Annotated in this window: 14 protein-coding genes; 9 read left to right on the top strand and 5 right to left on the bottom strand. The window is 47.6% G+C overall.

All coding sequences use genetic code 11. The features are described 5' to 3' along the window. Positions 1 to 30: 30 nt before the first annotated feature. Positions 31 to 960, bottom strand: a complete 930-nt coding sequence (locus JT717_RS16200) for an alpha/beta fold hydrolase (RefSeq protein WP_205511536.1) — start codon at positions 958 to 960, stop codon at positions 31 to 33. A gap of 125 nt (positions 961 to 1,085) precedes the next feature. On the opposite strand from JT717_RS16200, the gene JT717_RS28820 reads away from it, so the two are divergent. Further along, positions 1,086 to 1,265, top strand: a complete 180-nt coding sequence (locus JT717_RS28820; protein ID WP_369411707.1) for an acetyl-CoA hydrolase/transferase C-terminal domain-containing protein — start codon at positions 1,086 to 1,088, stop codon at positions 1,263 to 1,265. 113 nt (positions 1,266 to 1,378) lie between these two features. Continuing rightward, entirely contained in the window at positions 1,379 to 2,419 is a 1,041-nt protein-coding gene (locus JT717_RS16190) for a hypothetical protein (protein WP_205511535.1), read from the top strand. Between the two features lie 68 nt (positions 2,420 to 2,487). Here the strand turns inward: JT717_RS16190 and JT717_RS16185 are convergent, their stop codons facing one another. After that, positions 2,488 to 6,606, bottom strand: coding sequence for a hybrid sensor histidine kinase/response regulator transcription factor (locus JT717_RS16185; protein ID WP_205511534.1), 4,119 nt, complete (start codon positions 6,604 to 6,606; stop codon positions 2,488 to 2,490). A 246-nt stretch (positions 6,607 to 6,852) separates the two neighbouring features. On the opposite strand from JT717_RS16185, the gene JT717_RS16180 reads away from it, so the two are divergent. The 4 genes from JT717_RS16180 (at position 6,853) to galA (ending at position 17,601) form a co-directional block, all read left to right on the top strand. Then, complete coding sequence (locus tag JT717_RS16180) at positions 6,853 to 9,954, top strand: SusC/RagA family TonB-linked outer membrane protein (protein ID WP_205511533.1); 3,102 nt, start codon at positions 6,853 to 6,855, stop codon at positions 9,952 to 9,954. 70 nt (positions 9,955 to 10,024) lie between these two features. Continuing rightward, on the top strand, positions 10,025 to 11,551 hold the full coding sequence (locus JT717_RS16175) for a RagB/SusD family nutrient uptake outer membrane protein (RefSeq protein WP_205511532.1): 1,527 nt from the start codon (positions 10,025 to 10,027) through the stop codon (positions 11,549 to 11,551). Between the two features lie 52 nt (positions 11,552 to 11,603). Continuing rightward, positions 11,604 to 14,168 carry a cellulase family glycosylhydrolase gene (locus JT717_RS16170; RefSeq protein ID WP_240348148.1) on the top strand — a complete coding sequence of 855 codons (2,565 nt, stop codon included), beginning with the start codon at positions 11,604 to 11,606 and terminating at the stop codon, positions 14,166 to 14,168. 7 nt (positions 14,169 to 14,175) lie between these two features. Then, positions 14,176 to 17,601, top strand: a complete 3,426-nt coding sequence (gene galA, locus JT717_RS16165) for a beta-galactosidase GalA (RefSeq protein WP_205511531.1) — start codon at positions 14,176 to 14,178, stop codon at positions 17,599 to 17,601. 64 nt (positions 17,602 to 17,665) lie between these two features. On the opposite strand, the gene JT717_RS16160 is transcribed toward galA, so the two are convergent. Beyond that, positions 17,666 to 17,881 (bottom strand): hypothetical protein, encoded by a 216-nt coding sequence (locus tag JT717_RS16160; protein WP_205511530.1) that lies wholly within the window; start codon positions 17,879 to 17,881, stop codon positions 17,666 to 17,668. A gap of 304 nt (positions 17,882 to 18,185) precedes the next feature. Continuing rightward, positions 18,186 to 18,872: a hypothetical protein gene (locus JT717_RS16155; protein WP_205511529.1), complete on the bottom strand. Its 687-nt coding sequence runs from the start codon at positions 18,870 to 18,872 to the stop codon at positions 18,186 to 18,188. Positions 18,873 to 19,909: 1,037 nt separating this feature from the next. Here JT717_RS16155 and JT717_RS16150 point away from each other — a divergent pair. Then, a complete protein-coding gene (locus JT717_RS16150; protein WP_205511528.1) occupies positions 19,910 to 20,458 on the top strand; it encodes a P-loop nucleotide/nucleoside kinase family protein in 549 nt (182 codons plus the stop codon). Positions 20,459 to 20,527: 69 nt separating this feature from the next. Here JT717_RS16150 and JT717_RS16145 read toward each other — a convergent pair whose 3' ends face one another. Beyond that, a complete protein-coding gene (locus JT717_RS16145) occupies positions 20,528 to 21,379 on the bottom strand; it encodes an RteC domain-containing protein (RefSeq protein ID WP_205511527.1) in 852 nt (283 codons plus the stop codon). Positions 21,380 to 21,651: 272 nt separating this feature from the next. On the opposite strand from JT717_RS16145, the gene JT717_RS16140 reads away from it, so the two are divergent. Together JT717_RS16140 and JT717_RS16135 are read left to right on the top strand one after the other, a co-directional pair. Next, a complete protein-coding gene (locus JT717_RS16140) occupies positions 21,652 to 22,398 on the top strand; it encodes a LytR/AlgR family response regulator transcription factor (protein WP_205511526.1) in 747 nt (248 codons plus the stop codon). After that, positions 22,389 to 24,269 carry a sensor histidine kinase gene (locus tag JT717_RS16135; protein ID WP_240348146.1) on the top strand — a complete coding sequence of 627 codons (1,881 nt, stop codon included), beginning with the start codon at positions 22,389 to 22,391 and terminating at the stop codon, positions 24,267 to 24,269. The genes JT717_RS16140 and JT717_RS16135 overlap by 10 nt, the downstream gene beginning before the upstream one ends. The last annotated feature ends 487 nt before the right edge of the window (positions 24,270 to 24,756 follow it).

Below are 24,756 nucleotides of genomic sequence, written 5' to 3'. Positions count from 1 at the left end.
ACCAGCCCGGGGCAAGAAATTAATGCGTATTTAATGTGGAGCCAGCTGCTGTTTCAAAAAATCAAGCTGGTCTCTTACTACTGTTTCAAAACCTTCTTCGTGATACATGGAAAAGTGATCGTAAGGGTATTCCCTGATATCGGCGTTTGGGCATGCTGAGAAGATTTTTTTTACAAAGCTGTTGTCCACTTCTACGTCTTTCGCTGCCAGTGATACCAATATGGGTGCTTTGATCCGTTCTATCGTTCCATCTTTATAACTTGGAAGTTTAAACAGTACCCGTGCTGCCACCGAATTATGCCAGCCAGGGCTCCCTTCGGCCAACACCTTAAAACGATGCGCCAGGGAAGGATCCGTAAAGATAGCTTCACCTGCCTTTCCATAGACCTTGATGTAATAAGGACTTGCGCCAATCAAACTTCTTACGACATCGAGAACAGCTGCTCCCACCAGTCGTAATGTTGAAATTATGATAGTTGCTTTAGAGGCATTTGCTGCTTTCGCTTTGGCCTGTACGTTTGATCCTTTGCGTGCATCGAGGGCAGGCGCGTTACAGATCAAAGCGGCTATCTCATTGTCTGTGGAAGCTACTTCCACAATATGACTTGCCCCCATGGACGTACCCCATAAAGCAATTTTTCTTTTATCAATTCTTGCATGATGGCGCACCCATTGCAGTGCGTTTTTCAGATCGGTTCTTTGCTTTTCTATATCGATGATCTGCCTTGGCTTTCCTTCGCTTTCACCAAGATGCCGGTAATCGAAGATTAATGCGGCAAATCCGGCGTCTGCAAAACGTTTCGCAAAATTGGGCAGGATCCAGTCCATGGTTCCTGAAAAGCCATTAGCGAATACGACGCAGGCGAGCTTGTCAGTTTTGTTCACTGGTAAATACAGCCTGCCTGAACAGTTCGATCCGTTTGAATCAAAAGACAGTTTGACTACTTCAATGCCTGTCATTATATAATATTAAAGTTAATTATGAGTTGATCAGATCATTGCGTTCTAAATTTAGCCAGAAAATTGAAGATCAGGCTCCGCTATTCTCCGGAATGATCTTTATCAATACTTAGTTTTTCAGACTAATTGCTGTCAGCCGGTTTGTAAAGCAGATTCCTGAATTTTGTAAAAAAATCAGAAAATGGTTAAATACCATAAATTTATTTGGAAAAAACCTTAAGCAAAGAGGAAAGGCGCTGATCAGTATTGCCCATCCCGATCACCAGGAAAGTCTGGAAAGATCTTTTTATGAGCGTTATAAGTGATCGTCTTTACAGTTGCATGTTTTACAGGCGCTCAAAAGCGAATCAATTCCATAAACCCTTCCTGCCCGGAAGAGCCGGGCATGCTTTTTATAGTACTTCTAAAAAGCATGGTAATGAAACGGTTACTCACAGTAGTTGCACTTCTGGGCGTCCTCTTCACCCAGGCCCAGGAAAGTTTATGGTCACCCGATTCATTATCAGCTTCTTCTCCCAATTTTGCCATGAACCGGTACCATCAATTGCTGGGATACCACGATCAGTTGATGTACCTGGCCTTTCCCATTATCAATCCGCTGCGCACAAGAACGATACCGCTGCGCGATGGTGAAGGAAAAGACGGCTATTGGCTGGAAGGGAATTTTTCAAACCGCTTTGTCATTCACAGGGGAAAATACTATAATCCTAAATGGTTGCAAAGGCTTCGTTTTACCTTCGACGTAGGACTTACACCGCGCCTGACGCGCGACGAATCGAGCCCGCTGCTGCCATCTAATAACAAATTCGGCTTAGGTCTTGACCTCCTTGTGTCTTCTGTCGGTGGTCTTATCAAAGAACGCACTACACCAGCCTGGATAACCATTCAAATGTTACATTATTCAAACGGCCAGGCGGATTCTTTTTTTATCAGGGACGAGGAAGGCAATCAGCGGCATAATTACCGTTCCGGCGATTTCAGTACAAATTCATTGCGCGTTCTGTTTAATATAGCCAATGTTTCGGCGCGAAATCATGTTATCTCCACCGCTGTGGGCTGGCAAAAAGAAATAGATTTCAAAGGCCCGTTGGGAATGAATCCTGAACTGGATAACAGCTATGGAAAACAAAGGCTGTTGTTCAGTTTTCAGTGGTTGAAAGCTTCGCGTTTAGTGACCATCAATAATGCATTAAGTTCAAAGGTTAAAAAAGTAGCGAAGAAGCGGCAGTTCTCCATACGCACAGATCTGGAATATATTCTGGGGAATTTGTCAAACTTTACCCTTGAAAATAAGTACCGGTTGGGCGCACATACCTATTTAACCTATATGCCCTCCATTACCAATGAAGTGGGCTTTTTACTGCACGCTTATGTTGGCCGCGATTATTTGAATATCCGCTACGACGATGCCGTGTTCATAGGCGAAGCGGGATTGTACATGAGAATAAATAAAAAGTGACCGGTGGAATTGGTTTTTATTTTTATTTATTAAGAAATTCTCCTAAAAGGCTTGTCTTCGTAACCCCTCTACTTTTTCAACTCCTGCAAATACTGAGAAGGCGTTTTGCCATATTCTTTCTTGAATGCTTTTGTAAAATAAGACTGGGTTTGCATACCTACCCGGTACATCACTTCTGTGATGAGCACGTCTTCTTCCGTCATGATCTGAACCGCTTTGCGCAGGCGCACTGTTCGTACAAAATCGCTGATCGATTGGCCGGTTATATTTTTGATCATCTGGTGAAGTTTCGTGCGACTCATGCCCATCTGGCGGCAGATATATTCAACGTCTAATTCCGGATTGCTCAACTGTTCTTCCACCACCGCCAGCAATTGCTCTATAAAATCTTTTTCCCTGGCAGCATGTACAAGGGCTTTTGTTTCATGATGCAGGTCTTTTGAACAATGTTCCTTAATACTTTCCTGGTGCTGGAAAATGTTCCGGATGGTCAGCAGCATCAGGTCGGTATTCAGCGGCTTTGAAAAGTAAAGGTCAGCGCCGGATCCAACGCCCTCGATCTTCGATCTTAAAGCTGCTTTTGCCGTTAGCATGATAAATGGGATATGTTTGGTCTGCGCATCTTCTTTTACTTTCTTACAAAATTCCGTTCCATCCATTACCGGCATCATGACGTCGCTAATGATCAGGTCAGGCGATTTTTCCTTTGCCATCAATAATCCCCTTTGCCCATCTTCCGCTTCCCATACATGGAAGTCGGCCGAGAGCGTTTCCCTGAGGAATTGCCGCAATTCTTCGTTGTCATCTACAATGAGCAGGTGTTTTGCCGGTTCCGTGCCTTTTTCTTTTTTTCTTTCTTCCTGTGGCGTTAGTAAAGGGCCTTCATATTTATAATCCAGGCTTTCAATATGAGTGACCGGCTCTTTTTTATTTTGCATCCATTTCTCATTGTTGGTGTAGTCGTCTTCGCTTACCGGCAGGGCAACAATGAATTCGGTTCCCTTCAATCGTTCGCTATATACACTGATCGATCCTTTGTGCAGGAAAGTGAGGCTTTTGACAAAGGCCAGCCCTATACCTGAGCCCAGATGCGAATCGGTGATCTTATAAAAACGTTCAAACAGGTGTTTGATGGAATCTTTTGATATGCCTATACCGTTGTCGCTTACCTGAATAAAGATATATTCTTTTCCCTGGTAGCTGTTTTTCAGAATAAGTTCGTTTTGAAAGGAAGGTGGCAGGGTATCCAGCGTTTTCGTTGCCTTCACGGTTATTTTTCCGCCGTTGGCCGTGTACTTAAAAGCATTACTGATCAGGTTCATGAGAATTTTTTCCAACACCTGCCGGTCGAACCATAATGAGGGCAGTTTATCAGTTACCTGAACGGAGAAGTCGATGTTCTTCGCTTCTGCCAAACCGGTAAATTCATCGGCTATTTCGGCCAGAAACAGTTTCAGGTTCCCGGGCATTACCTTTAGTTTAAGCACACCGGCTTCCGCCTTGCGAAAATCCATCAGTTCATTCACCAGTCCCAATAAACGGCTTGCGTTCCGGTGTATGGTTTGATAGTGATGCTGGAACCGGCTTGCCGCTTCTTCTTTCTGAAGTATTTCCAGCGGTCCCAGGATCAGGGATAAAGGGGTTCTGAATTCATGTGAAATATTGGTGAAGAACTGCAATTGCATCCGGTGCATTTCCACGCGTTTCGACTCCTCGAGCTTCTGGAGTTCCAGTCTTCGTTTTAGGATCAAAAAAGCGCTTGCGGCTGCAAGCAATACTGCCGCAACCAGTATCTTAAACCACCAGGTGTTCCAGAAAGGCGGCGTGATGATGACCGTGATAGCCGTAGGCGCTTCGTTCCATACACCATCGTTGTTCGACGCTTTTACTTCAAAGGTATAAGTGCCCGGCGGCAAATTGGTATAAGTCGCTTTCTGTTCATTACCGGCATAATTCCATTCATCATTTAAACCGCGCAGGCGGTAAGCGTATTGATTGTTTTCGGGCACGCTGAAATTCAGGGCAGCAAATTCAAATGAGAAGGTAGATTGTTTATAAGAAAGTTTGATCTTTTTCGTATAGCTGATGTCGTTTGCCAGTATTGCCGGATCATTGGCCGGCGTTATCTTTTCATTGGATACCTGAAAACCGGTGACATATACTGGGGGTACAAAGGGGTCGGGCTGAATGTCTTTAGGATGAAACATATTGAACCCGTTTACCCCGCCAAAGAACAACTGGCCACTCCTTGATCTCAAATAAGCGTTGGCCTCAAACTCAAGTCCCTGTAAGCCATCGGCCGTATTGAACTTTTTGATCGACTTTCTTTCAGGGTGAAAGCGGGTTAAGCCATTCGAGGTAGCGATCCAGAAATAGCCTTCCTGGTCTTCACAGATCCCTTTGATGAATTCATTCGACAATCCGCCTTCACTGGTATAGAGTGCAAATGACCTTTTTTCTTCATTAAACAGGTATAATCCCGCCTGGCCGGCCCATAAACGGCCTTTGCTATCTACGAACAGTACCCGCAGGTCGGGCATTTTCTCTTCATTCACAAAATAGTTGATGAATTTTTGGGTTTGCCGCTCCAGGCAGTTCAGTCCGCCGTCATCGGTGCCAAACCAGAGATTCCCTTTTTTGTCCTGGCAAATCGAAATAAAATTATTGCCCATCAGGTGGGTGAGGTGCTGTTCATCGCTTTCCACCCGTCTGAAGGTGTTGGTGTTCCGGTCAAATAGGTTGAGGCCGCCATAATAGGTGGCTACCCAAAGCCTCCGCTGATCATCTTCAAAGACCTGCTGTACAAAATTGGAACTAATGGAGCCTGGTGCTGCCGGGTTATGCAGAAAGCGTGTAAAACTGCCGGTTTTCCGGTCGACCAGATTCAGTCCGCCCCCCCAGGTGCTTACCCATAAATTGCCATAAGAATCCTCCAAAACATGCAGTACTGCATCAGAGCCGAGGCTTTTCGCATGGTAAGGGTTATAGCGGTAATGGTGAAACTGTTTGGTATCGGGGTCAAATACATTCAGCCCGCCACCGTCTGTGCCGATCCAGATCTTTCCGGCCCGGTCTTCAAAAAAACATTTGACATCATTATAGCTGAGGCTGTTGGGATCCGGTTCTTTCTGAAACAAACCGAAGTTTTGCTGTTTGGGAACATAGAGGTTAACGCCGCCGCGATGGGTACCGATCCAGAGGTTTCCCTGGCGGTCAGCCAAAAGCGCAGAAACCGTACGCTGCGAAAGGCTGGCCGGGTTGGCCGGCTCGTTCTGAAAATGCTGAAAGATACCATCTTTTAAAAGCAGGTTCAACCCACCGTTCACCGTGCCCACCCAAAGCTGGCCCTGTTTATCCACTTCAATACTTCTTACCAGGTTGCTGCCTAAACTCGACGGATCTTTATCAATGTGGTAATAGTGTTTCCAAAGGTTTTTTTCGGGATGGAAAGCATAGAGGCCATCGGCCCCGGTGCCAATCCAGAGTCTGCCGCTATCGCCGGCATGGATGATCCTGATCGCGGCCGGTGATCTTCCTGGCTCAAACCTGTTCTGCAAAACAAGGCGCCTTGTTTTGTTATCAAGATAAAAAAGTCCTTTTTCCGAACCCACCCATAAGCGGCCTGCGGGATCCTGGTATACGCAGTGCAGCTGGTTTTCCGGGGCCGTAAGGATCTCCCTGGCATACACCCGTAAAAAAACATTCTTCTGCGGCAGATAAAGATTCAATCCACTCCAGGTCCCGATCCATAATTCACCGGTTTTGCTTTCACAGATACTGGTGACCAGGTTATGGCTGATGCTTGACAAGTTGTGCGGGCTGCACTTAAAACGGGTGAAACGCCCGGTTTTTGGATCGAAGCGGTTAAGGCCGTTGCTGGTGCCCACCCAGATAACACCCGACCTGTCCTGGCTGATACAACGAATATAATTGTCACTGATACTGTTACTGTCTGCCGCATTATACCGGTAAACAACCATATGGTTGCCGTCGAACCGGTTTAAACCATCCCGGGTTCCAAACCAAATAAATCCACGATCATCCTGGAAAATGCACTCGATGGTGCTGTTCGAAAGGCCCTGTTCGCCCGAAATGTGATTGAAGCGAAGGGTAGCCGCTTGCGCAAAACCCAGCGCCGGGCAAATGAGCAGCAAAGCAAGCATCCCGAAAAGGAAATTACACCGCATTAAATATATACCAGGTTTATTGTAGCAGGAATTGAACACTACTAAAATAGCGGAAATGAGGCAGCATTGCTTCAATCATCCCCGAATTTGAACACCAGAACCAAAAGAATGAACAGGGCGACAAGCCTTTGGCTGCCTTCCAGTGTAGTTTAGACCTGCCTGATCCGCGAGTGCCTGCTGCCTTCGGCAGGTCGTTCGCCCGCGCGTAAACGGATCGAGGCGCTCTCATTAAATAAAACTGCCAAAATGGAAAACAACAAACGACTGCTTCGCTTTCTGCTTCTTTCTATGCTTTTAATGGCCGGCATGAACACCTATGCACAAAAGGCCATTACCGGGAAAGTGACCGATGCAGGCAATCAGCCGCTGGCCGGGGTTACCGTAACCGTGAAAGGCAGGCCTGCAGAAACTACCAAAACCAATGAGAATGGTGATTTTACCGTAAACGCCGCCCCCGGTGAAACCCTGGTCTTCAGCTCTGTTGGCTTCCTGCCCAGGGAAATGAAACTCGGCGATGAAGGGGCGCTGAAAATTGCCATGAACAGCAATCCCGCCAGTATGGACGAAGTGGTAGTGATAGGGTATGGCAATACTTCCCGCCGCAACCTCACCACCGCCGTTTCCAAGATCGACCCGAAAGGGGTACCGCAGGCTGCGAATAACTCGGTGACCCAACTCATCTTTGGCCGGGCGCCTGGTACGGTGGCCGTGCAAAACAGCGCTGAACCCGGCGGAAATATCAATGTATCGATCCGCGGCCGGGGCAATCCCCTGGTCGTAGTAGATGGCGTGCTGCTGCCTTTTTCGGGGCTGGAACCCGGCAGCGGGAACCGCACCATGAATGGCAATGTTAACCGTGGTGGATTTGCCGGCATCAATCCCAATGACATTGAATCCATCGAATTCCTGAAAGATGCCAGTGCTTCCATTTACGGTGTAAATGCAGAGAACGGGGTAATGATCGTTACCACCAAAAAGGGGCGTGGCCGGAAGACCAATGTGAGTTATGACGGCAGCCGTTCGCTGGTAAAGAATATGGATTATTTCCAGCCGCTGAACGCCACAGAATACATGACCTATTATAATCAGCTGACGCTCGACAAGTACCTGTTTGATAATAAAATGGCGCCTTTTGGAACAACACCGGTCAACCTCACCAATTATTATAATAGTCCAACAATAAAACCTTTCACCGAAGACCAGATCAATAATGCCGGAGCAGGCACCGACTGGCTCAGCTATGTGTTGCGCGACGGCAGTATCGACAATCATAATATCAGCATCAGCGGCGCCAGCGAGAAAGTGAGTTACTATTTTTCAGGCGGGTTTTTTAATCAAAAAGGCACGGTACATAACTCGGGCATGAAGCGCTACACGGGCCGGATGAACCTTAGCTTTAACCTGACTTCGTTTTTGTCGCTCACCACCAATGTGAATTATGGCCGCAACGAGTACCTCAATTCACAGGCAGGCGCACAAACGGCGAGCGTTGGCCCCGAAGGTTTTGGCGCCCTACAGGCGGCATTGGCTTACCCGGCTTATTTGCCCGTTTATGAACCAGGCAGCGGTAAATACACCCAGTTCCGTATTATCGGCAACCCGCTTTCGCTCATGAATATTCGTGATGAAACGAATAATACCAGCCTGTTTGCCAGCTTTTCGGCCGACATCAAATTAATTCCAAAGGTATTGACAGCGCGTTTGCTCTATGGCAACAATACCGAAAATGCCGAGCGCAACTTCTTTATTCCTTCCACTACCTATTTCGATCAGTTAAACCGGTCGCGCGGCTCCCTGTCTACCTCAAAACGGCAGAACCAGACCCTGGAGGCGACCATTTCCTATAAACAACGCCTGCTGAATGTCGTGCATGTAGATGCCATGGCAGGTGTTGGACAATACCCCACTACCAGTTTTGGTTTTACGGCTACCGGCGCCGATATGATGGATGCCATCGGCACCGATGCATTGGGTACTGCTTCGCTTAGCTCACAAACCGTTTCTTCGAGCCGCAATGAAACCAAACTGCGCTCTTATTTTGCACGCAGTTCTTTCGATATCCTGGATCGTTATATACTATCGCTTTCTTTTCGCTATGATGGGTACAGCCAGTTCTTCCCGCAGAACAAATACGCGGCTTTTCCCAGCGCTTCCTTGGGGTGGAAGATCTCAAACGAATCATTCCTGCAGAACATGAAATTCATCAACCTGCTGAAACTGCGGGCGAGCATTGGTGTTACGGGCAGCGCAGGCTCCCAGGCCTATGCCACTTACAGCCCCGACGGATATGTGGTCACCTTCAACAATGGGGCAGTGGCTTATGTGCCTTATTATTTAACGCAACTGGATAACCCGGATCTGCAATGGCCCCGGACGGTGAACAAGAACCTTGGGCTCGACTTCAGCTTCCTGGGCGAACGCATCTCCGGGTCCTTCGATATTTTCCGGGATGATCTCACGCGCCTGATCACGAATGTGAACACGCCGATGTTGTCGCAAATTGCTACCGCTCCGGTAAACAGCGGCCACCAGGTACGTACGGGATGGGAATTAGGTATTAATACAGTCAATATGCGGAAAGCCGGCTTTGAGTGGACCAGCCTGATCAATATTTCGCGCAACCGCCTGCGTTGGGAAGAACGTTATCTGAACACCTTCCTGCGTGGCTGGGAAGGCGAACGGAACCTTGTTAATTCCTATTACGTGTATAAAACCGATGGAATTCTCGACGGCGTGAAAGCGATCCCTGAATCGCAACCGGCCAGCGCCCGCCAGCCCGGGATGCCCATTTTTGTTGACCGCAATAACGATAAGAAAATAGATACAAATGATGTACACCGTATAGATCCCGATCCCAAGTTCGCGCTGGGTTTTGGCAATACATTCCGGTATAAGGGATTCGACCTGGGCCTGATGTTCTATGGGCAGATCGGTGGAAAAGCAACGACCCCGGCTGCTGCCTGGAGCAATGCCGTGGATTTTGTGGTAGGCAGTCAAAACGGCGTTCGCGAATTAAATGAAGTATGGTCCACCTCCAATCCTGCCGGCAGCCGCCCGGGGGTGGCATATAATGAAAGCGCATTGGGATTGCCGGTAGGGACCGATATCGGTTTGCAAAGCACTGATTTTGTCCGCTGCCGCAATATTACCCTGGGCTATACCTTCAGTTCGGGTCAACTAACCAGATATGTTTCCAGTCTGCGTCTGTATGTAGACGTACAAAATGCTTTTATCATCACGAATTTCAAGTATGTCGACCCGGAAATTACCGTCGCCAGTGTAAAGGGCGGCCCGGCGCCTTATCCCATGGCCAGAACTTATTCCCTGGGGGTAAGAGCTAACTTCTAACAAAAGAACCCGGTCACGGTTCCAAACCGTGGCACGGTTGATAATAACGAACGCTTAAACTTATTTATACATGAACAAACTATTAGTGCTTCTCACACTGGCTGCTGTTGCCATCGGCGCCGGTTGTAAAAAAGGGCTCGACCGCACTTCCTTTGGCGTGCTTTCGCCCGTTAATTTTCCGAAAACAGAAGCAGAATTTGAGACCTATGCACTCGAAGTGTATAAACCCTTTGGATCTAAATGGTCTTATAGTGATGGCGGTACGAACCAATTTCTCTGGCACGGCATGGAGTGGAGCAACACATTCCTCAATGACCTTCCTTCTGATCTAATTGCCTCTTTTCCCGAATGGGGCGGCTATTGGACAGAAATGAGCGCGGCCAATTTTCTACCCCGTATTAACCATGGCGCCGATGGTCATTTTCAAAAAACAAGGTTCATTACCCGGATCACCAAGATCATCGCTGACATTGAAGCGGCCTCGATTTCCGACGCCAAAAAGAAACAATTAGTGACCGAGGCGCGGATGGCAAGAGGCTGGCTCATGTATTATTTGTACACGCTGTATGGAACGGTGCCGGTGATCCTGGATGCCTCAAAGATAGGGACGGAAGCAGAAGCGGATCTTACGCGGCCCGACAAAGCCAGTTTCGTGGCGGCTGCAGCGGAAGACCTGCGGTATGCAGCGGATAACCTGGTAAAAACACCGGCGGAATATGGGCGCTTCAACAAAGGCATTGCGCTAGGCGTGCTGATGCGCTTGTACCTCTTTGACAAAAATTATCAACAGGCGGAAGCGGTAGGCCGGGAGATCATCGCGATGGGGTATAACCTCATAAACAATTACCAGGACCTGTTCAGAGTGGCCACCGAAAAAAATGATGAGACTATTTGGGCGGTTTCCGTTGATCCGGCAGGAGATGGTACGGGCGCAAAAGGAAATTTCAATGCCTGGGGTTTTTATACTTATCCTTCTGATTATCCGGGTATGTTATCAAGCGGGGCAAGAAAAGGCGGTTATTCCAATCCGTCATCATTCACTGCTACCTGGGCTTTTTACGATTCTTTCGATCCGCTGGATAAACGACGCGCATTGCTGATCACTACCTACAATGCAGTTAACAGCGCGGGCAATCCAACCGGGGTGGTAAAAACAAGGGCCAATCTGCGTGGACCGGTCATTGCCAAATACCCGGATGATGATGCGACTGCTTTCCAGGGCAACGATATTCCCGTTCTGCGTTATGCAGATGTATTGTTAATGATGGCAGAGGCCATCAACGGACATGCCGGACCAAACAGCGAAGCCATTGGTTTTATGAATACGGTAAGAGCCCGGGCCGGCCTTGGCAATCTTCCGGCTGCCAGCACGGCGTCTAAAGAAGCATTTGCTGCGGCCATTTTGCAGGAAAGGGCCTGGGAGCTTTACTTTGAGGGATTCCGCCGCATCGATCTCATGCGTTTCGGCAAATGGAACGAATATCTACAGGCGGCCGGTAAAACACCCAACCCCGCAGGGGCAAATGGTTATTTCCCCATCCCGCAATATGTTTTAAGTGCCGGGAACGGAAAAATTCAGCAGAACGACGGATATTAGGGCAGCTGGCGTAATAGCATGAGCTATCATATTTTTAGATGAAAACCAAAAGATGAAACTGACACATATAGTGGCCGGGTACATGCTGGTGATTACAAGTTATATATCCGCCCATGCGCAAAGTGATAAGAACAATCTTGTTTATGTAGACAAAAAAGGGGTGATACGGTATACGAAGGGTGGGGCGGAAGCGGCTTTTTTTGGTGTAAATTATACAGTTCCTTTTGCGTATGGCTACCGTTCTATTAAAGCGTTGAACCTTGACCTGAAGCAGGAAATTGAGAAAGACGTGTATCATTTTGCCCGGCTGGGTATTGACGCCTTCCGGTTACATGTATGGGACACGGAGATCTCCGATTCTGCAGGCAATTTGCTCGGGAACGAACACCTGGAACTGTTTGATTATCTCCTGGCCGTTTTGAAAAAACGGGGCATCAAAACCATCATTACCCCAATCGCGTATTGGGGTAATGGTTATCCTGAACGCGATGAGCCCACACCGGGTTTTTCAGCCAAATGGGGAAAGGGCAGGGCCAATATAAATGACAGCGCTATTCGAGCGCAGGAAAATTATCTGCAGCAATTTTTCAGGCATATAAACCCGTACACCAAAACCAGCTGCCAGAACGATCCGGATGTGATTGCGGTGGAGATCAATAACGAGCCCAGCCATAGCGGACCAAAGGCTGGTGTTACCAGTTATATCAACCGGATGGTGGCGGCCATCAAAAGCACAGGCTGGACGAAACCGCTGTTTTACAATATCAGCCAGAACCCTTCTTATGCCGATGCCGTTGCTGCAGCCAATGTACATGGCTTCAGCATGCAATGGTATCCGAGCAACCTGGTTGCCAACCACGAAGTGAAAGGTAATATTCTGCCAAACGTAGATGTATATGCTATTCCCTTTGATACCATTCCGGCTTACCGTAACAAGGCGCGCATCGTCTATGAATTTGATCCCGCCGACATATTACAGTCGAACCTCCTACCGGCCATGGCCCGCAGTTTTAAAACGGCCGGTTTTCAATGGGCTACCCAGTTTGCCTATGATCCAATGGCCACTGCCTATGGGAATACGGAATACCAGACCCATTATCTGAACCTGGCGTATACACCGGCAAAAGCGCTGAGTTTGCTGATTGCCTCGAGAGTCTTTCATCGCATTCCGCGCGGCAAAAGTTTTGGCAGCTACCCGGCCGACAGCAGCTTCGACGTTTTTCGCGTAAGCTACAGGAACGATCTGAGTGAAATGAACAGCGAAGCTGAATTTTATTATAGTAACAACACTTCAACCAGACCCCGGTCGCTGGCCGCTTTACAGCACCTTGCCGGCGTGGGCAGTTCGCCGGTAGTACAATATGGCGGCAGTGGCGCTTATTTTCTCGATAAACTCGAAGACGGTGCATGGCGGCTGGAGGTGATGCCCGATGCCATACAAATACGGGATCCCTTTGAAAGGGCTTCGCCTAAAAAAGAGGTCACCCGTATTGAATGGAAACAGCATGCCATGCAGCTTTTTCTGCCGGATCTGGGTGACAACTTTACATTGGAGGCACTGAACGAAGGGAACCATTTTACGCCTAGCGTCACCGGGAATCGTTTTTTTATTGAACCAGGTACTTACCTGCTGATGCGGAAAGGAAAAGGCGCTGGTAAATGGAATGCTACTGCCCGTTTGGGCACTATTTTCCTGAAAGAATTTGCGGCGCCGGCAGGGAAAGAAACAAGGCCGTTGATCCGGTATGAACCAGTGAAGGATGCCGTAGCGGGCAGGCCCTTAGAACTGCGGCTGCAGGCGGTGGGGGTAGACAGCGCCGACCAGATCTCTCTGCTGTTAACTGGTGGTGGCCGCTTTGGGGCCAGGCCCCTCCCGTTTTTACCAACGGCGCCAAATATTTATACAGCAGTATTACCAGCGGGGTCATTAACGGCTGGTGTCATCAACTACCGCATTGTACTGCAGAAAGGCAATGACCATTATGTGTATCCCGGCCCTGTAAAAGGGGATCCTTTTGCCTGGGATTATTACAATAGTGATACCTATGAACTAAGGGTACATCCGGCGGACGATCCGGTGTCGCTCTTTAATGCAGCAACGGATAAACAGGTGTTGACCTATACCGCTTCCCGCAAGGGTTATGAGAGCCGGTTGCTTCCTGCTGAACGGCCCGGCAGTTTTGTATTTCGTATGGCTGGTGAATTAAGCGGCAGGCAGGTCCTGGGCTTTCAGACTTATTTAGGTAAGAAGCTGGACAGTAACCGGCTGAACATGGGTGCTATGCATTCCATTGTTATTCGTGGCCGCAGCAACCATACAGAGGCGCTGACGGCCAGGCTGATCCTCATCACCAAAGATGCGATCCCGTTTTCAGCGACCATTTCCCTGCCTGCAGCCCTCCAGGATCTGGAGATCCCTTTGAATGGTTTTCAACAGGACTCCATGCTCCTGCTGCCAAGGCCCTATCCCGGTTTTATGCCGCTTTGGTTTTCACCCGCAGGCCGGCATTCGTTGTCATTGGCAGATGTAGAACAATTGCAGGTAGTTCTTTATGCTTCTTCTGAATTATTGAAATCGTATTCGATGGACATTGAGTCCATCTGGTTAAAAAAATAAGTCTGGCATGTGTACCCGAATCCATTTATCAATCACTGTTTTTTGCATTCTCTTTATATTTTCAATACCGGCAGCAGCGCAACATAGTAAAGGCCGCCGGCATATCAGCCTCGATGAAGACTGGCGTTTTCACTTCGGGCATGCAGGCGATCCCGGCAAAGATTTCAATTACGGCATTGCCACCATATTTTCAAAAAGCGGTGGCGCCGCCGGAACAGCCATTGACCCGCGTTTTCCCGATTCAACATGGCGAAAGCTGAACCTGCCGCATGATTGGGCGGTAGAGCTTCCGTTTGTGAACTCACCAAACCTCGATGTAATGGCGCACGGGTATAAACCGGTCGGCGGACTATTCCCCGAAACCAGCATTGGCTGGTACCGCAAGCAGTTTACCGTTGTTAAAGCAGATTCCGGTCAGCGCTTCCAACTGCAGTTCGACGGGGTGTTCCGCGATGCCAGTTTCTGGCTGAACGGTTTTTATCTCGGCAACAATAAAAGCGGTTATATAGGCGCAGCCTATGATGTTACCGATTACATGCGCTACGGCAAACCCAATACACTGGTCGTAAGAGTAGATGCCACCCAGTATGAAGGCTGGTTTTATGAAGGCGCCGGCATTTACCGCCATGTATGGCTGAACCAATACCATCCTGTGCATATCGCCCATGACGGCATATTTGCTTATGCCGATGTTAAAGGCAGGGAAGCGACGGTGACGGTAGAAACCGAAGTGCAGAACGAGTCCTTTGCGCCAGCGAATATGACGGTGGTGTCGTTTCTGGCAGACAGGAACGGCCGAAAGCTGGTAAGCGCTCCAGAACAACAAGTGCATACAGGTATCAATGGTAAGATAACGGCCAGGCATACATTAAAGTTGAGCGACCCAACGCTTTGGTCGCCCGATAATCCCTATTTATACCGGGTAGTATCAGTAGTGAAGCAGGCAGGCAAAGTGGTAGACAGCGTGTCTCAGCGCTTTGGCATCCGTACCATTCAGGTAAAAGCAAACGGTGTTTTTTTGAATGGGCAGCATGTGAAGATCAAAGGCACCAATAATCACCAGGACCATGCTGGGGTGGGAGCTGCCCTGCCCGATTACCTGCAATACTATCGTATTCGCCTGCTGAAACAATGGGGCAGCAACGCGTATCGTACCAGCCATAATGCACCCACACCCGAACTGCTGGATGCATGCGATAGCCTGGGTATGCTCGTGATGGATGAACAGCGCCTGCTGAACAGCTCGCCCGAATACCTTAACCAGTTTGAACGATTGCTGAAAAGAGACCGCAGCCGAACCTGTGTATTCATGTGGTCTATCGGTAATGAAGAAGGCTGGATCCAGGCCAATGAAACCGGGCGGCATATTGCACAGACCTTACTCGCCAAACAGCGGGAACTCGATCCCACCCGCATAAGCACCTATGCAGCTGATCTGGCGAACATATACAAAGGAGTGAACGAAGTGATCCCGGTGCGCGGTTTTAATTACCGCCAGTTCGGCGTAGCCGATTACCATAAGGACCACCCCGTGCAGCCCATCATCGGCACCGAGATGGGCAGTACCGTTACCACAAGAGGTATATATGAAAAGGATACGATAAGAGCGTATGTGCCCGACCAGGACATCACCGCTCCCTGGTGGGCCAGTACGGCAGAGACCTGGTGGAAGCTGGCCGCGGAAAATGATTTCTGGCTGGGCGGCTTTATCTGGACCGGCTTCGACTATCGCGGAGAACCCACGCCGTATAAGTGGCCAAATATCTCCTCGCATTTCGGCATCATGGATGCCTGTGGTTTTCCCAAGAACATTTATTATTACTACCAAAGCTGGTGGACCGATAAAGATGTGTTGCATATTTCACCGCACTGGAACTGGAAAGGAAAGGAAGGACAACCCATCGAGGTATGGGTGAATACCAATGCCGATAATGTGGAACTTTTCCTGAACGGACGATCGCTGGGGAAAAAAGACATGCCGCGCCATTCTCATCTTACCTGGACGGTGAACTACGAACCCGGCACCCTGGAAGCAGTGGCTTATAAAAAGGGACGGAGGCTTAGCCATAAAGTAGAAACTACCGGCGAACCCTATGAGATCGTGCTGTCGCCTTACAAGACCACGATGCTGGGCGATGGAAAGGATGTTGCGGTGATCAATATCTCAGTAGCAGATCGCCAGGGCAGGGAAGTGCCCGATGCGGCGCACCTGCTTAGGTTTTCCCTGAAAGGCGATGCAAAGATCATTGGAGTAGGCAATGGCGACCCCAGCAGTCATGAACCGGATAAATATTTATCAGATAGTGGCTGGCAACGCAGCCTGTTCAACGGTAAAGCACAAGTGATCATCCAGGCGGGTAAAACTGCCGGCAGTTTCCATTTTGAAGCCCGGGCCGAAGGCCTGCAAAAAGGCAGCGTTGATATCATCACCATTCACCCGGGCACACCAAGACCGGTGCATAGTGTGCAGCAGCCTTTTCCTGCTTCGAAAGGTATCAGTCGCCCGGTAGATAAAATGATGGGCGCCGATATTTCATTTCTGCCGCAACTGGAAGCACGGGGCATCAAGTTCTCGGATGATGGCAGGGAAAAAGATGCGATCCAGATCCTGAAAGACCATGGCTTTAATTATATCCGCCTGCGCATCTTCAACGATCCGGCCAGGGACAGCGCTTATTCGCCCGGCCGAGGTTTTTGTGATCTCCAACACACGATGGCAATGGCCAAAAGAGTAAAAGCGGCGGGACTGAAATTATTGCTCGATTTTCATTACAGCGATACCTGGGCCGATCCCGGTAAGCAATACAAACCGGCCGCCTGGCGCGGCAAATCGTTTCCGGAACTGAAGCAGGCCGTTTACGATTACACAAAAGAAGTGATGCAGGCGCTGAAACACCAGGGCACCCTGCCCGATATGGTGCAGGTAGGCAACGAGATCAATCATGGTATGATCTGGCCCGAAGGCAGCATTGGCAATCTCGACAGTCTGGCCCAATTGATCTATGCCGGTATCAATGGCGTAAAAGCCGTAGCGCCGGCGACCAGCATTATGCTGCACGTGGCCCTGGGCGGACAAAACGACGAATGCCTGCTCTTTTATGACAACATGATACAACGGCAGGTGCCCTTTGATGTGATCGGTCTTTCTTATTATCCCAAATGGCATTGTACCCTGGAAGACCTGCATTACAATGTAAATGATCTGGCGCGGCGTTACGATAAAGACGTAATTGTCGTGGAATATTCTCATCTGAAAAAGGAGGTGAATGAGCGGGCCTTCGATGTGTACAATGGCCATGGCAAAGGCTCAGCCATCTGGGAGCCATTGAACACCTGGGAAGCTGTCTTCGACAGGCAGGGAAAAGCCAATGAGTTGTTGAAAGTGTATGATGAATTGAGTAAGCGTTTTATCAGAGCTGGCGAAAAGAAATAGGGCAGGCAAGCCATAAAAAAGCCCCGCCGGGGCGGGACCTTTTTTGTAAAAAATACCGGGATGACTACTCCTCTTCGTTGAGTACTGCCGATTGGCTTACGGCGCCCATTACGCTGCCGGCCACCGCCAGGTAACTGGCTATATCGGTGACGATCGTTGGCAGTGCCACAGGGGATGCTAACAGGGCAGCGCTGACTGCGGCGAGGGCCACGCCTATGTTGCGAAGTATTTTAAAAAACTTCGGGGTGGTATCCTGCATCCGGTTGATGATATTGCTCATGATGAAAAATTAACTGGTTAACAATTAAACAACACTTGCTACTAGCCATTTTGTGTAACCGTTTGCGCAACTTACCGGCCGCGCGGCCCCTGCGCACAGGGCCTTCGGCTGGTAAAGTTTGCCTTCCGGCAGGTATGGAAGCGCTTCATATATGCATACCTGCGTTGAGGCAAACAAGCGCATGGGGTAAGAAGGAGAAGCAACAGATGAATACAGGCTTCAGCTGGTGGCTGCTGTAAGAACAGGCAGCCGTTCCCTTTAGGGAAGTAAGCCGTTCATGGTTGCTGTAGAAGGCCACTCGCTTTTAGGAGGCTTTATCTACCAGGATGATGCTGGTAGCATTGTGCTCACCTGTTTTCAACGCATAGCTGCGGGAGTTCACCTTTTGGTAATACTCGATGCCCAGCACCGCTACAATGGTATCAGTGCTGTTGGCTGGTAATGCCAGGGTAAGGGTAGTTGCCTGGGTGGGATCGCTGTTATAAGGCAATTCAGGCGTTGCCTGCATGGCATACACGTACTGCTCGCTGTCGAAATTGATGGCGGCTGCTGCTGCCACAAGCCTGAAATGGGTGACTCCCCTTGCCTGTTGTACACTGTTACGAGGTACAAAGGAGGGAATGTTTAACAGTACCTCGCCCGTCGTACGATTGAAACTCACCGGGCAGCGTACAAACAAGACATCTGAAATGCCTGCCCGTACGTTGAAATTGAAGTTGTGCAATTGCTGCAGATCGCCGTTGTTGACCGTACGGGCGCCCCTTTCATTTACAGGGTCGGCAATTAATATGCGGGACGTCACTTTCAACAGGCGCGCCTGCGTGATCTTGTCCTTCGCATTGATGGTTACATCCCGGAAGATGGAGCGCAGGAGTTTAGCTGCTTTACCGGCACGCGAAAACTCCGCCATATTCTCCCGGGTACGTTCAAAAGCTGAATCATTTTTGATTCTGTCGCCTGATACGCCGCTGGTTGATGCTGTTTTTGCCATTGTTTTTGTTTTAAATGATTGAATATTTGGCTGACCGGTACAGCCCAAAGCCATTTTATAGTACTGTGTCCCGTACGGAGTGCTACGGGAGTTGGTGTTGAGTTGCCTAAGAGTTGTCTGGGAGTTGTCTAGGAGTTGTCTGGGAGTTGTCATGCTGCAGTAGAGTTCCTTGAGAACACCTGTAGGGTCCGGGTACAGTAGGTAGGCCATCAGGTTACCAGTTTCAGACAATACAGGTACCATCAGGTTACCATCTGCGCCGGCTATATTGAATGGGTTTGTCATGGTGATCAATTTTATGATCACAAAGCTGGGGCGTTTGTATGACCTGATTTATCCTGGTATTATCAACTGATAGAAATTTATTTTTGCAACAACTGGGTAGAAATTGCCATAAAAAAAGCAAAATTGAAGTAGTTAACTACAGCGATACATGCCTATACAAAATTTTTGGGAGATGATTTATCAACTGATAGATTTTGTGGCCGCAGTAACTACCGTGGATATACGATCATTTTTAAAGAAGGTCTGATCAATATCGATTGACTTTGATCAAGAAGTTCTATAATGTGGAACCGACAATACAGGTTATTCGATAGGCTGATCGCTCGCCATAAGCGACGGGCTTTATCCGCGGCGATGTATTTGGTTGTTAGAACCGTCACCGGACGATGAAACGGAATGGGCAGGCATAGGGTATAAGCGCTAATTGCGTCAAAATGGACCATTGAGGAATTGAAATAACGCTTGGATACAGTTGATCAATATCCAGGGCCAGGTTTTAATCGCACAATTGATGAAAGAAATTTTCAGCCAGCACACCATGTGTATTCATTCATATATATTTAAATAATCTCAGCACTACTATTAATAACCTCCTCTTTTTGACTGTTTTTTGGTTACGTTAATTTTTGTTGCCGATATTTGATTATTGTGAGCGACACAAACGCCAAATCTCTACTTTCTACTTAATCATGTTAACGGCTGGTAAGTTGAGGGATGCTGTTTACGCCTACATTTAAATTAAGAATTATATTATGAAACAAGGAAGAATTATTATAATTACGGGTTCACCAGCGACTGGCAAAAGTACAACGGCATCAATAGTTGCTAAAGAGTCTAATTTATCAAAGTCCGTACATATGCACACTGATGATTTCTATCACTATATTCAAAAAGGGGGAATACCTCCGTTCTTACCGGAGTCACAGGAGCAAAACTTAATTGTTATCGAAGCCTTTTTGGAAGCTGCAAAACGATTTACACGTGGTGGGTTCGATGTGATTGTCGATGGAATTATTGGTCCCTGGTTCTTAGAGCCATGGTTAGAAGCGGTAGCAGATAATTATGAAGTACATTACATAATCTTAAGGGCGACTAAGGAAGAAACCATGAAACGCGCAATCACTCGCTCTAAATTGGACGAAAAGGCCAATATTGAGTTGGTAGAAAAAATGTGGGTGCAATTTAATAATCTGGGGCGCTATGAATCTAATATTATTGATACAACAAATCAATCAATCGAACAAAGTGTTTCCAATATAAAAGATGAGATTGAAAAAAGATCTTTTTTACTCGCTATTTGATACAAAAGTTAATCAGGTCAAAGAGCTATACTTAAAACGGAAGCTGAGGCGCCAACCGCAGTTATTCCCCTAATCCCCCCGATCCACATACCTCACAAAACCATTCTTCAATTCATCCAAATATTTAGTGAGGTTGCGTTTTCGTTCCCGGATCTGATAATATATACGTTGGTGATGTTCCAGGTCGATCTGTAACACCTTCGACAGAAAGGCCATTATATCCTTGATAGAAGCGTTTCCATAGTTAAAGAAACCGGCGGCGTACAACGCATAACCTAATTCAACGACATCCGTCCTGGAAGCCGTGCAATTAAGCGGTGTTTGATGGGCTCTTTGTACAGCAGAACCAGGAGCCGGTTCGATCAGTTTACACCCAGGGTTCAATCTATCATCAATGTATTTCAGCAACAACTCATAGGCCATCAACTCCGCCAGCTTTCCATCGCCACTGGTAGTGAAAATGCCGTCAAATTGATTCACTTCCGGACAAATTTTCCAATCATACACTCCCCGCACAAAAAACAATTCATCATGATGGTTGTAACCCATACGGTAGTATGTATAAAAATCCTTGTTATCGGCAAAGTATCGCGCAATATCCTTTAGTTCCTGTTCCAACCGCTCTTTTTCCAATAGTCCGCTGCCATTAAAATATCCAATGTGCAGCCGATAAATTTTTTGATAATAAATATACCGGGCCATGATCACCGGTTTTACCTGCTTGAAAAAATAGATCTCGCAATCCTTATCGGGAAAGGAACGTTCCATGACCCATTGCCTGAGCTGCGAAAGGCTTTCCTCGCAGATCCGGATACAGGTTTCTACTCTTGCGGGCAGATCGGATTCTGCGGCTTCTGCTTCCTGTAAACGCAGCTGCCATGAACGGGTCAGGTCTTCGAATGTCGATTGAAAAGAAAGCATGGTATATTGTTTAGTGTTAGCAGTTCAGGGTTATTGTCAACGCAAAACTACGTGACGATAAAACAACCGATCCGCCTTGTTTCAGATTCGCTGCTACTCTTCCCATATTCGCATGGTAGCGGTAAAAATCCGCCAATAAATAATGGGGGAGAGGCCGCTTCGTTTCAAGAGTGAATTGACTAAAATCAATAAGTAATAGCCCTTACTGCTCACGCCGAAGAGTACGCTTAATTAATATTACATTTAATATCGATTGCTTAACTATCCTGACCATGAACCCTGGCCCTCCTTTAAGAATTGTTATTGTTGAAGATCAAACCGCGCTGCGGTTAGACATAGAGAACTTTCTCGCCCAGCAAGCTGGCTTTATCGTGATAGGCTCCTGCGCAACCGTTCATGACGCCATTGTACTGATCCATAGCACGAAACCAGACCTGCTGTTACTCGATATCGGTCTTCCCGATGGAACCGGTTTCGATATCCTCGAACAGATCCCTGCTCAGATGAAGGTCATATTCCTGACGGCCCACCATGAGTATGCTATCCGGGCGATCCGTTACGGCGCCATTGATTACTTACTAAAGCCGCTAAGCGAGGAAGAACTAAAAGAGGCGTTACAAAGGGTCATCAGCGCGCAACCGCTGTTACAGGAGCAAATTGCCATCACCCTGCATACTTTCAAGAAAAACAAGCTGCAGGATCACATCGCATTGCGGAGCCAGCAATTCGTAGAGATCGTTGCCGTAAAGGAGATCTGCTACCTCCAGGGCGATAATGGTTATACGACTGTTTTCTTAAACGGCGGCATGAAGGTGGTCACCACCAGGAACCTGAAAGATTACGAGGAACTCTTATCCGGCACTTCCTTCCTGCGTACCCACCAGTCTTACCTGATCAATGAATTGTATATCCGTCGTTACCATCCGAAAGAAGGTATACTTTATTTAAAGGATGGAACACAGATCCCCGTGTCGCTCCGGAAAAAAGAGATGGTTGATAAGTATTTTAAATGGCTGTAAGCGCTATGTACAGGATCTTCGCCTTAACCATCATCATCTGTATGGCTTGTAATTCCGGTGTTAAGCGGAAGCAGCAAGCTGCCTCCGGTTATGTTTTGTCTTATTTAAAAGAAGAGGTCAATCCCTTATTTCAAAACCGGGAAATTCAGGCCGCCAGAAGAAAATTAGACAGCATTCTGCCCGTTATCAAAAAAAGGGACGACTATGTAGAAATGTGTTCCTGGCTTCGCTGTATGGCCGTAGTATACGAACTCGAAAAAAAGCTCGATAGCGCCCGGCTCTATGTGGATCAGGCCTTAGCACTGGCCATTGAGAAAGATACCACCGAAAGGCAGATCCTGGCTGGTAACATTCAAACGGCTGCTGTGCTCAGTGAATGCAGATCACTCGACAGCGCCCTGCGTTATGCCCGGGAAGCTTATTCTTTAGCTAAAAGGATCGATACCCCGGGGCTGCCTTTCATTTGCATGAAGCTTTATGATATTTATGAAAAGATCGGTGATCTGCCGATGCAAAAAAAATACCTGTTCGAGGGATTCAACCTAAGTACCAGTCCAAAGTATAAAACAGTGTTTGCCACGAATATTTCAGCATATTATGAGCGGGTGAACCAGGTAGATTCTGCGCTGATCTTCTTTCAGGCTTTGATGAGGGATAGCAGTTTCAGTAATCCCTATTATGACGCTGTGAGGTATGAAAGCCTGGGAACGCTTCTTTCCAAAAAAGGTTTTTTAGAAGAGGGCCTTCGCTATCAGTTGAAAGGCATGCAGATCAGCCGTGCGCTGGATGAACTGAATGCCCAATCGTATTTAAATGTAGCTGCCACCTACCGCAAACTGGGCCAATACAAAGTGGATGAACATTTGCTGGACACGGCATTGCGCCTGGTTAGCCATGAAAAAAACTGGGCGCTCGAAAAAAAGATCTGGAAGGCCAAAGCGGAGAATCTAATGCTTCAGCAACAACCCGGGAAGGCCTATGCTGCCCTAGATTCCGCTTTTGTATATTATCAAAAAGAGGTCGATTCCTCAATGATCGGGCAGGCCAGGGACCTGGAAGCAAAATACAGCCTGCTGGAAAAAGACAATCAGATCAAGTCGCTGGCCTTAAGCAACCAGCTGAGCGAAAGGACCCGGGAAGGGCAACGAAGAACCATCGTTCGTATCATCTGCGGTACAGCCATCCTTGGTTTGTTGATCGTATGGATGTGGAGACGGAAGCAATTCAAAAGGAATATCAGGGAAGAAAGCCTTCGGCAGCAATTACTCAGAGGACAGATCGACTCTCATTTTTTATACAGTTCCGTGAGCGGGCTTCAGCAATTGATCAAAAAGGGAAATACGGAGGACGCCACTGAATTTGTGCGGCGATTGGCCCGGCTCTTCCGGCTCAGCCTGGAAAACGCCCGGCAAGCTTTTGTGCCGCTTAAAAATGAACTCGATGCCCTGGCCAGTTATTTAACGCTGCAGCAATCGTTATACGAAGATCAGTTTGATTACGAGATCAGGGTGGAAGGTGTATCGGATCAGGAAGCAGTATTGATACCACCCATGCTATTGCAGCCATTTGCCGAAAACGCCATTTTGCACGGGTTTGCCGGTCAAAAAGAAAAAGGGCAAATTACCATCCGTATCCAAATGGATCATAAAGCGCTGTATTGCGTTATAGAAGATAATGGCCGCGGTTTCCAGGGTATGGAAGATCAAGATCAAAAGCGCCCCTTATCTACCATCATTAACCAGGAACGTTTGGAGATCTTAGGCCGGCAAACCAGAACGCCTGCCCAATTGAAGATCATTGATAAAAAAGCAACAGGGGCTGGGGCAGGGGTGCGGGTGGAGCTCAGGCTTCCGTATCAACAGGAAGCCTGAAGTGATTTAGACACAAAAAAAATAAAAATAAATCTTGCAGTTTGAAAAATTAAAGCTAAATTACAGTACAAGTAGTTATCTTCTGCTTTCGTTTTAGTTATTATTGTTTTGTATTTAAATTTTTCTTTAAAAAGTTAAGTTTATTTTTAATTCAGTTTTTATTATTTCGTTTATAGGAGATAACTATTTAAAGAGGCTGTCTCAAAAGTAATTTTGAGGCGGCCTTTTTCAATTTATTAGTTTTTGTACAGTTGTTTTTGGGACAAACCCGCCATATACCATTCGGGGTATGGCAATGTGGAGTTATAAGGGTCGATGGTTTGTTTTCCGGGCTTTGATGGAAAGCATCATCTTAATGCACGATGACATTCCATACTACATCTAATGCAGCGGTCAAATCCATCGTATCGCTTAAAAATCTACCTGCGCTATTTTGTCCATTTGTCTCTGATTTTTGTCCATTTGTCTATAAGTCGTTTCACTATCT

Source organism: Longitalea arenae, assembly GCF_016924755.1.
Lineage (GTDB): Bacteria > Bacteroidota > Bacteroidia > Chitinophagales > Chitinophagaceae > Niastella > Niastella arenae.
The sequence above is the reverse complement of the archived record's forward strand: the minus strand, read 5'-3'. Positions and strand labels throughout refer to the sequence as shown.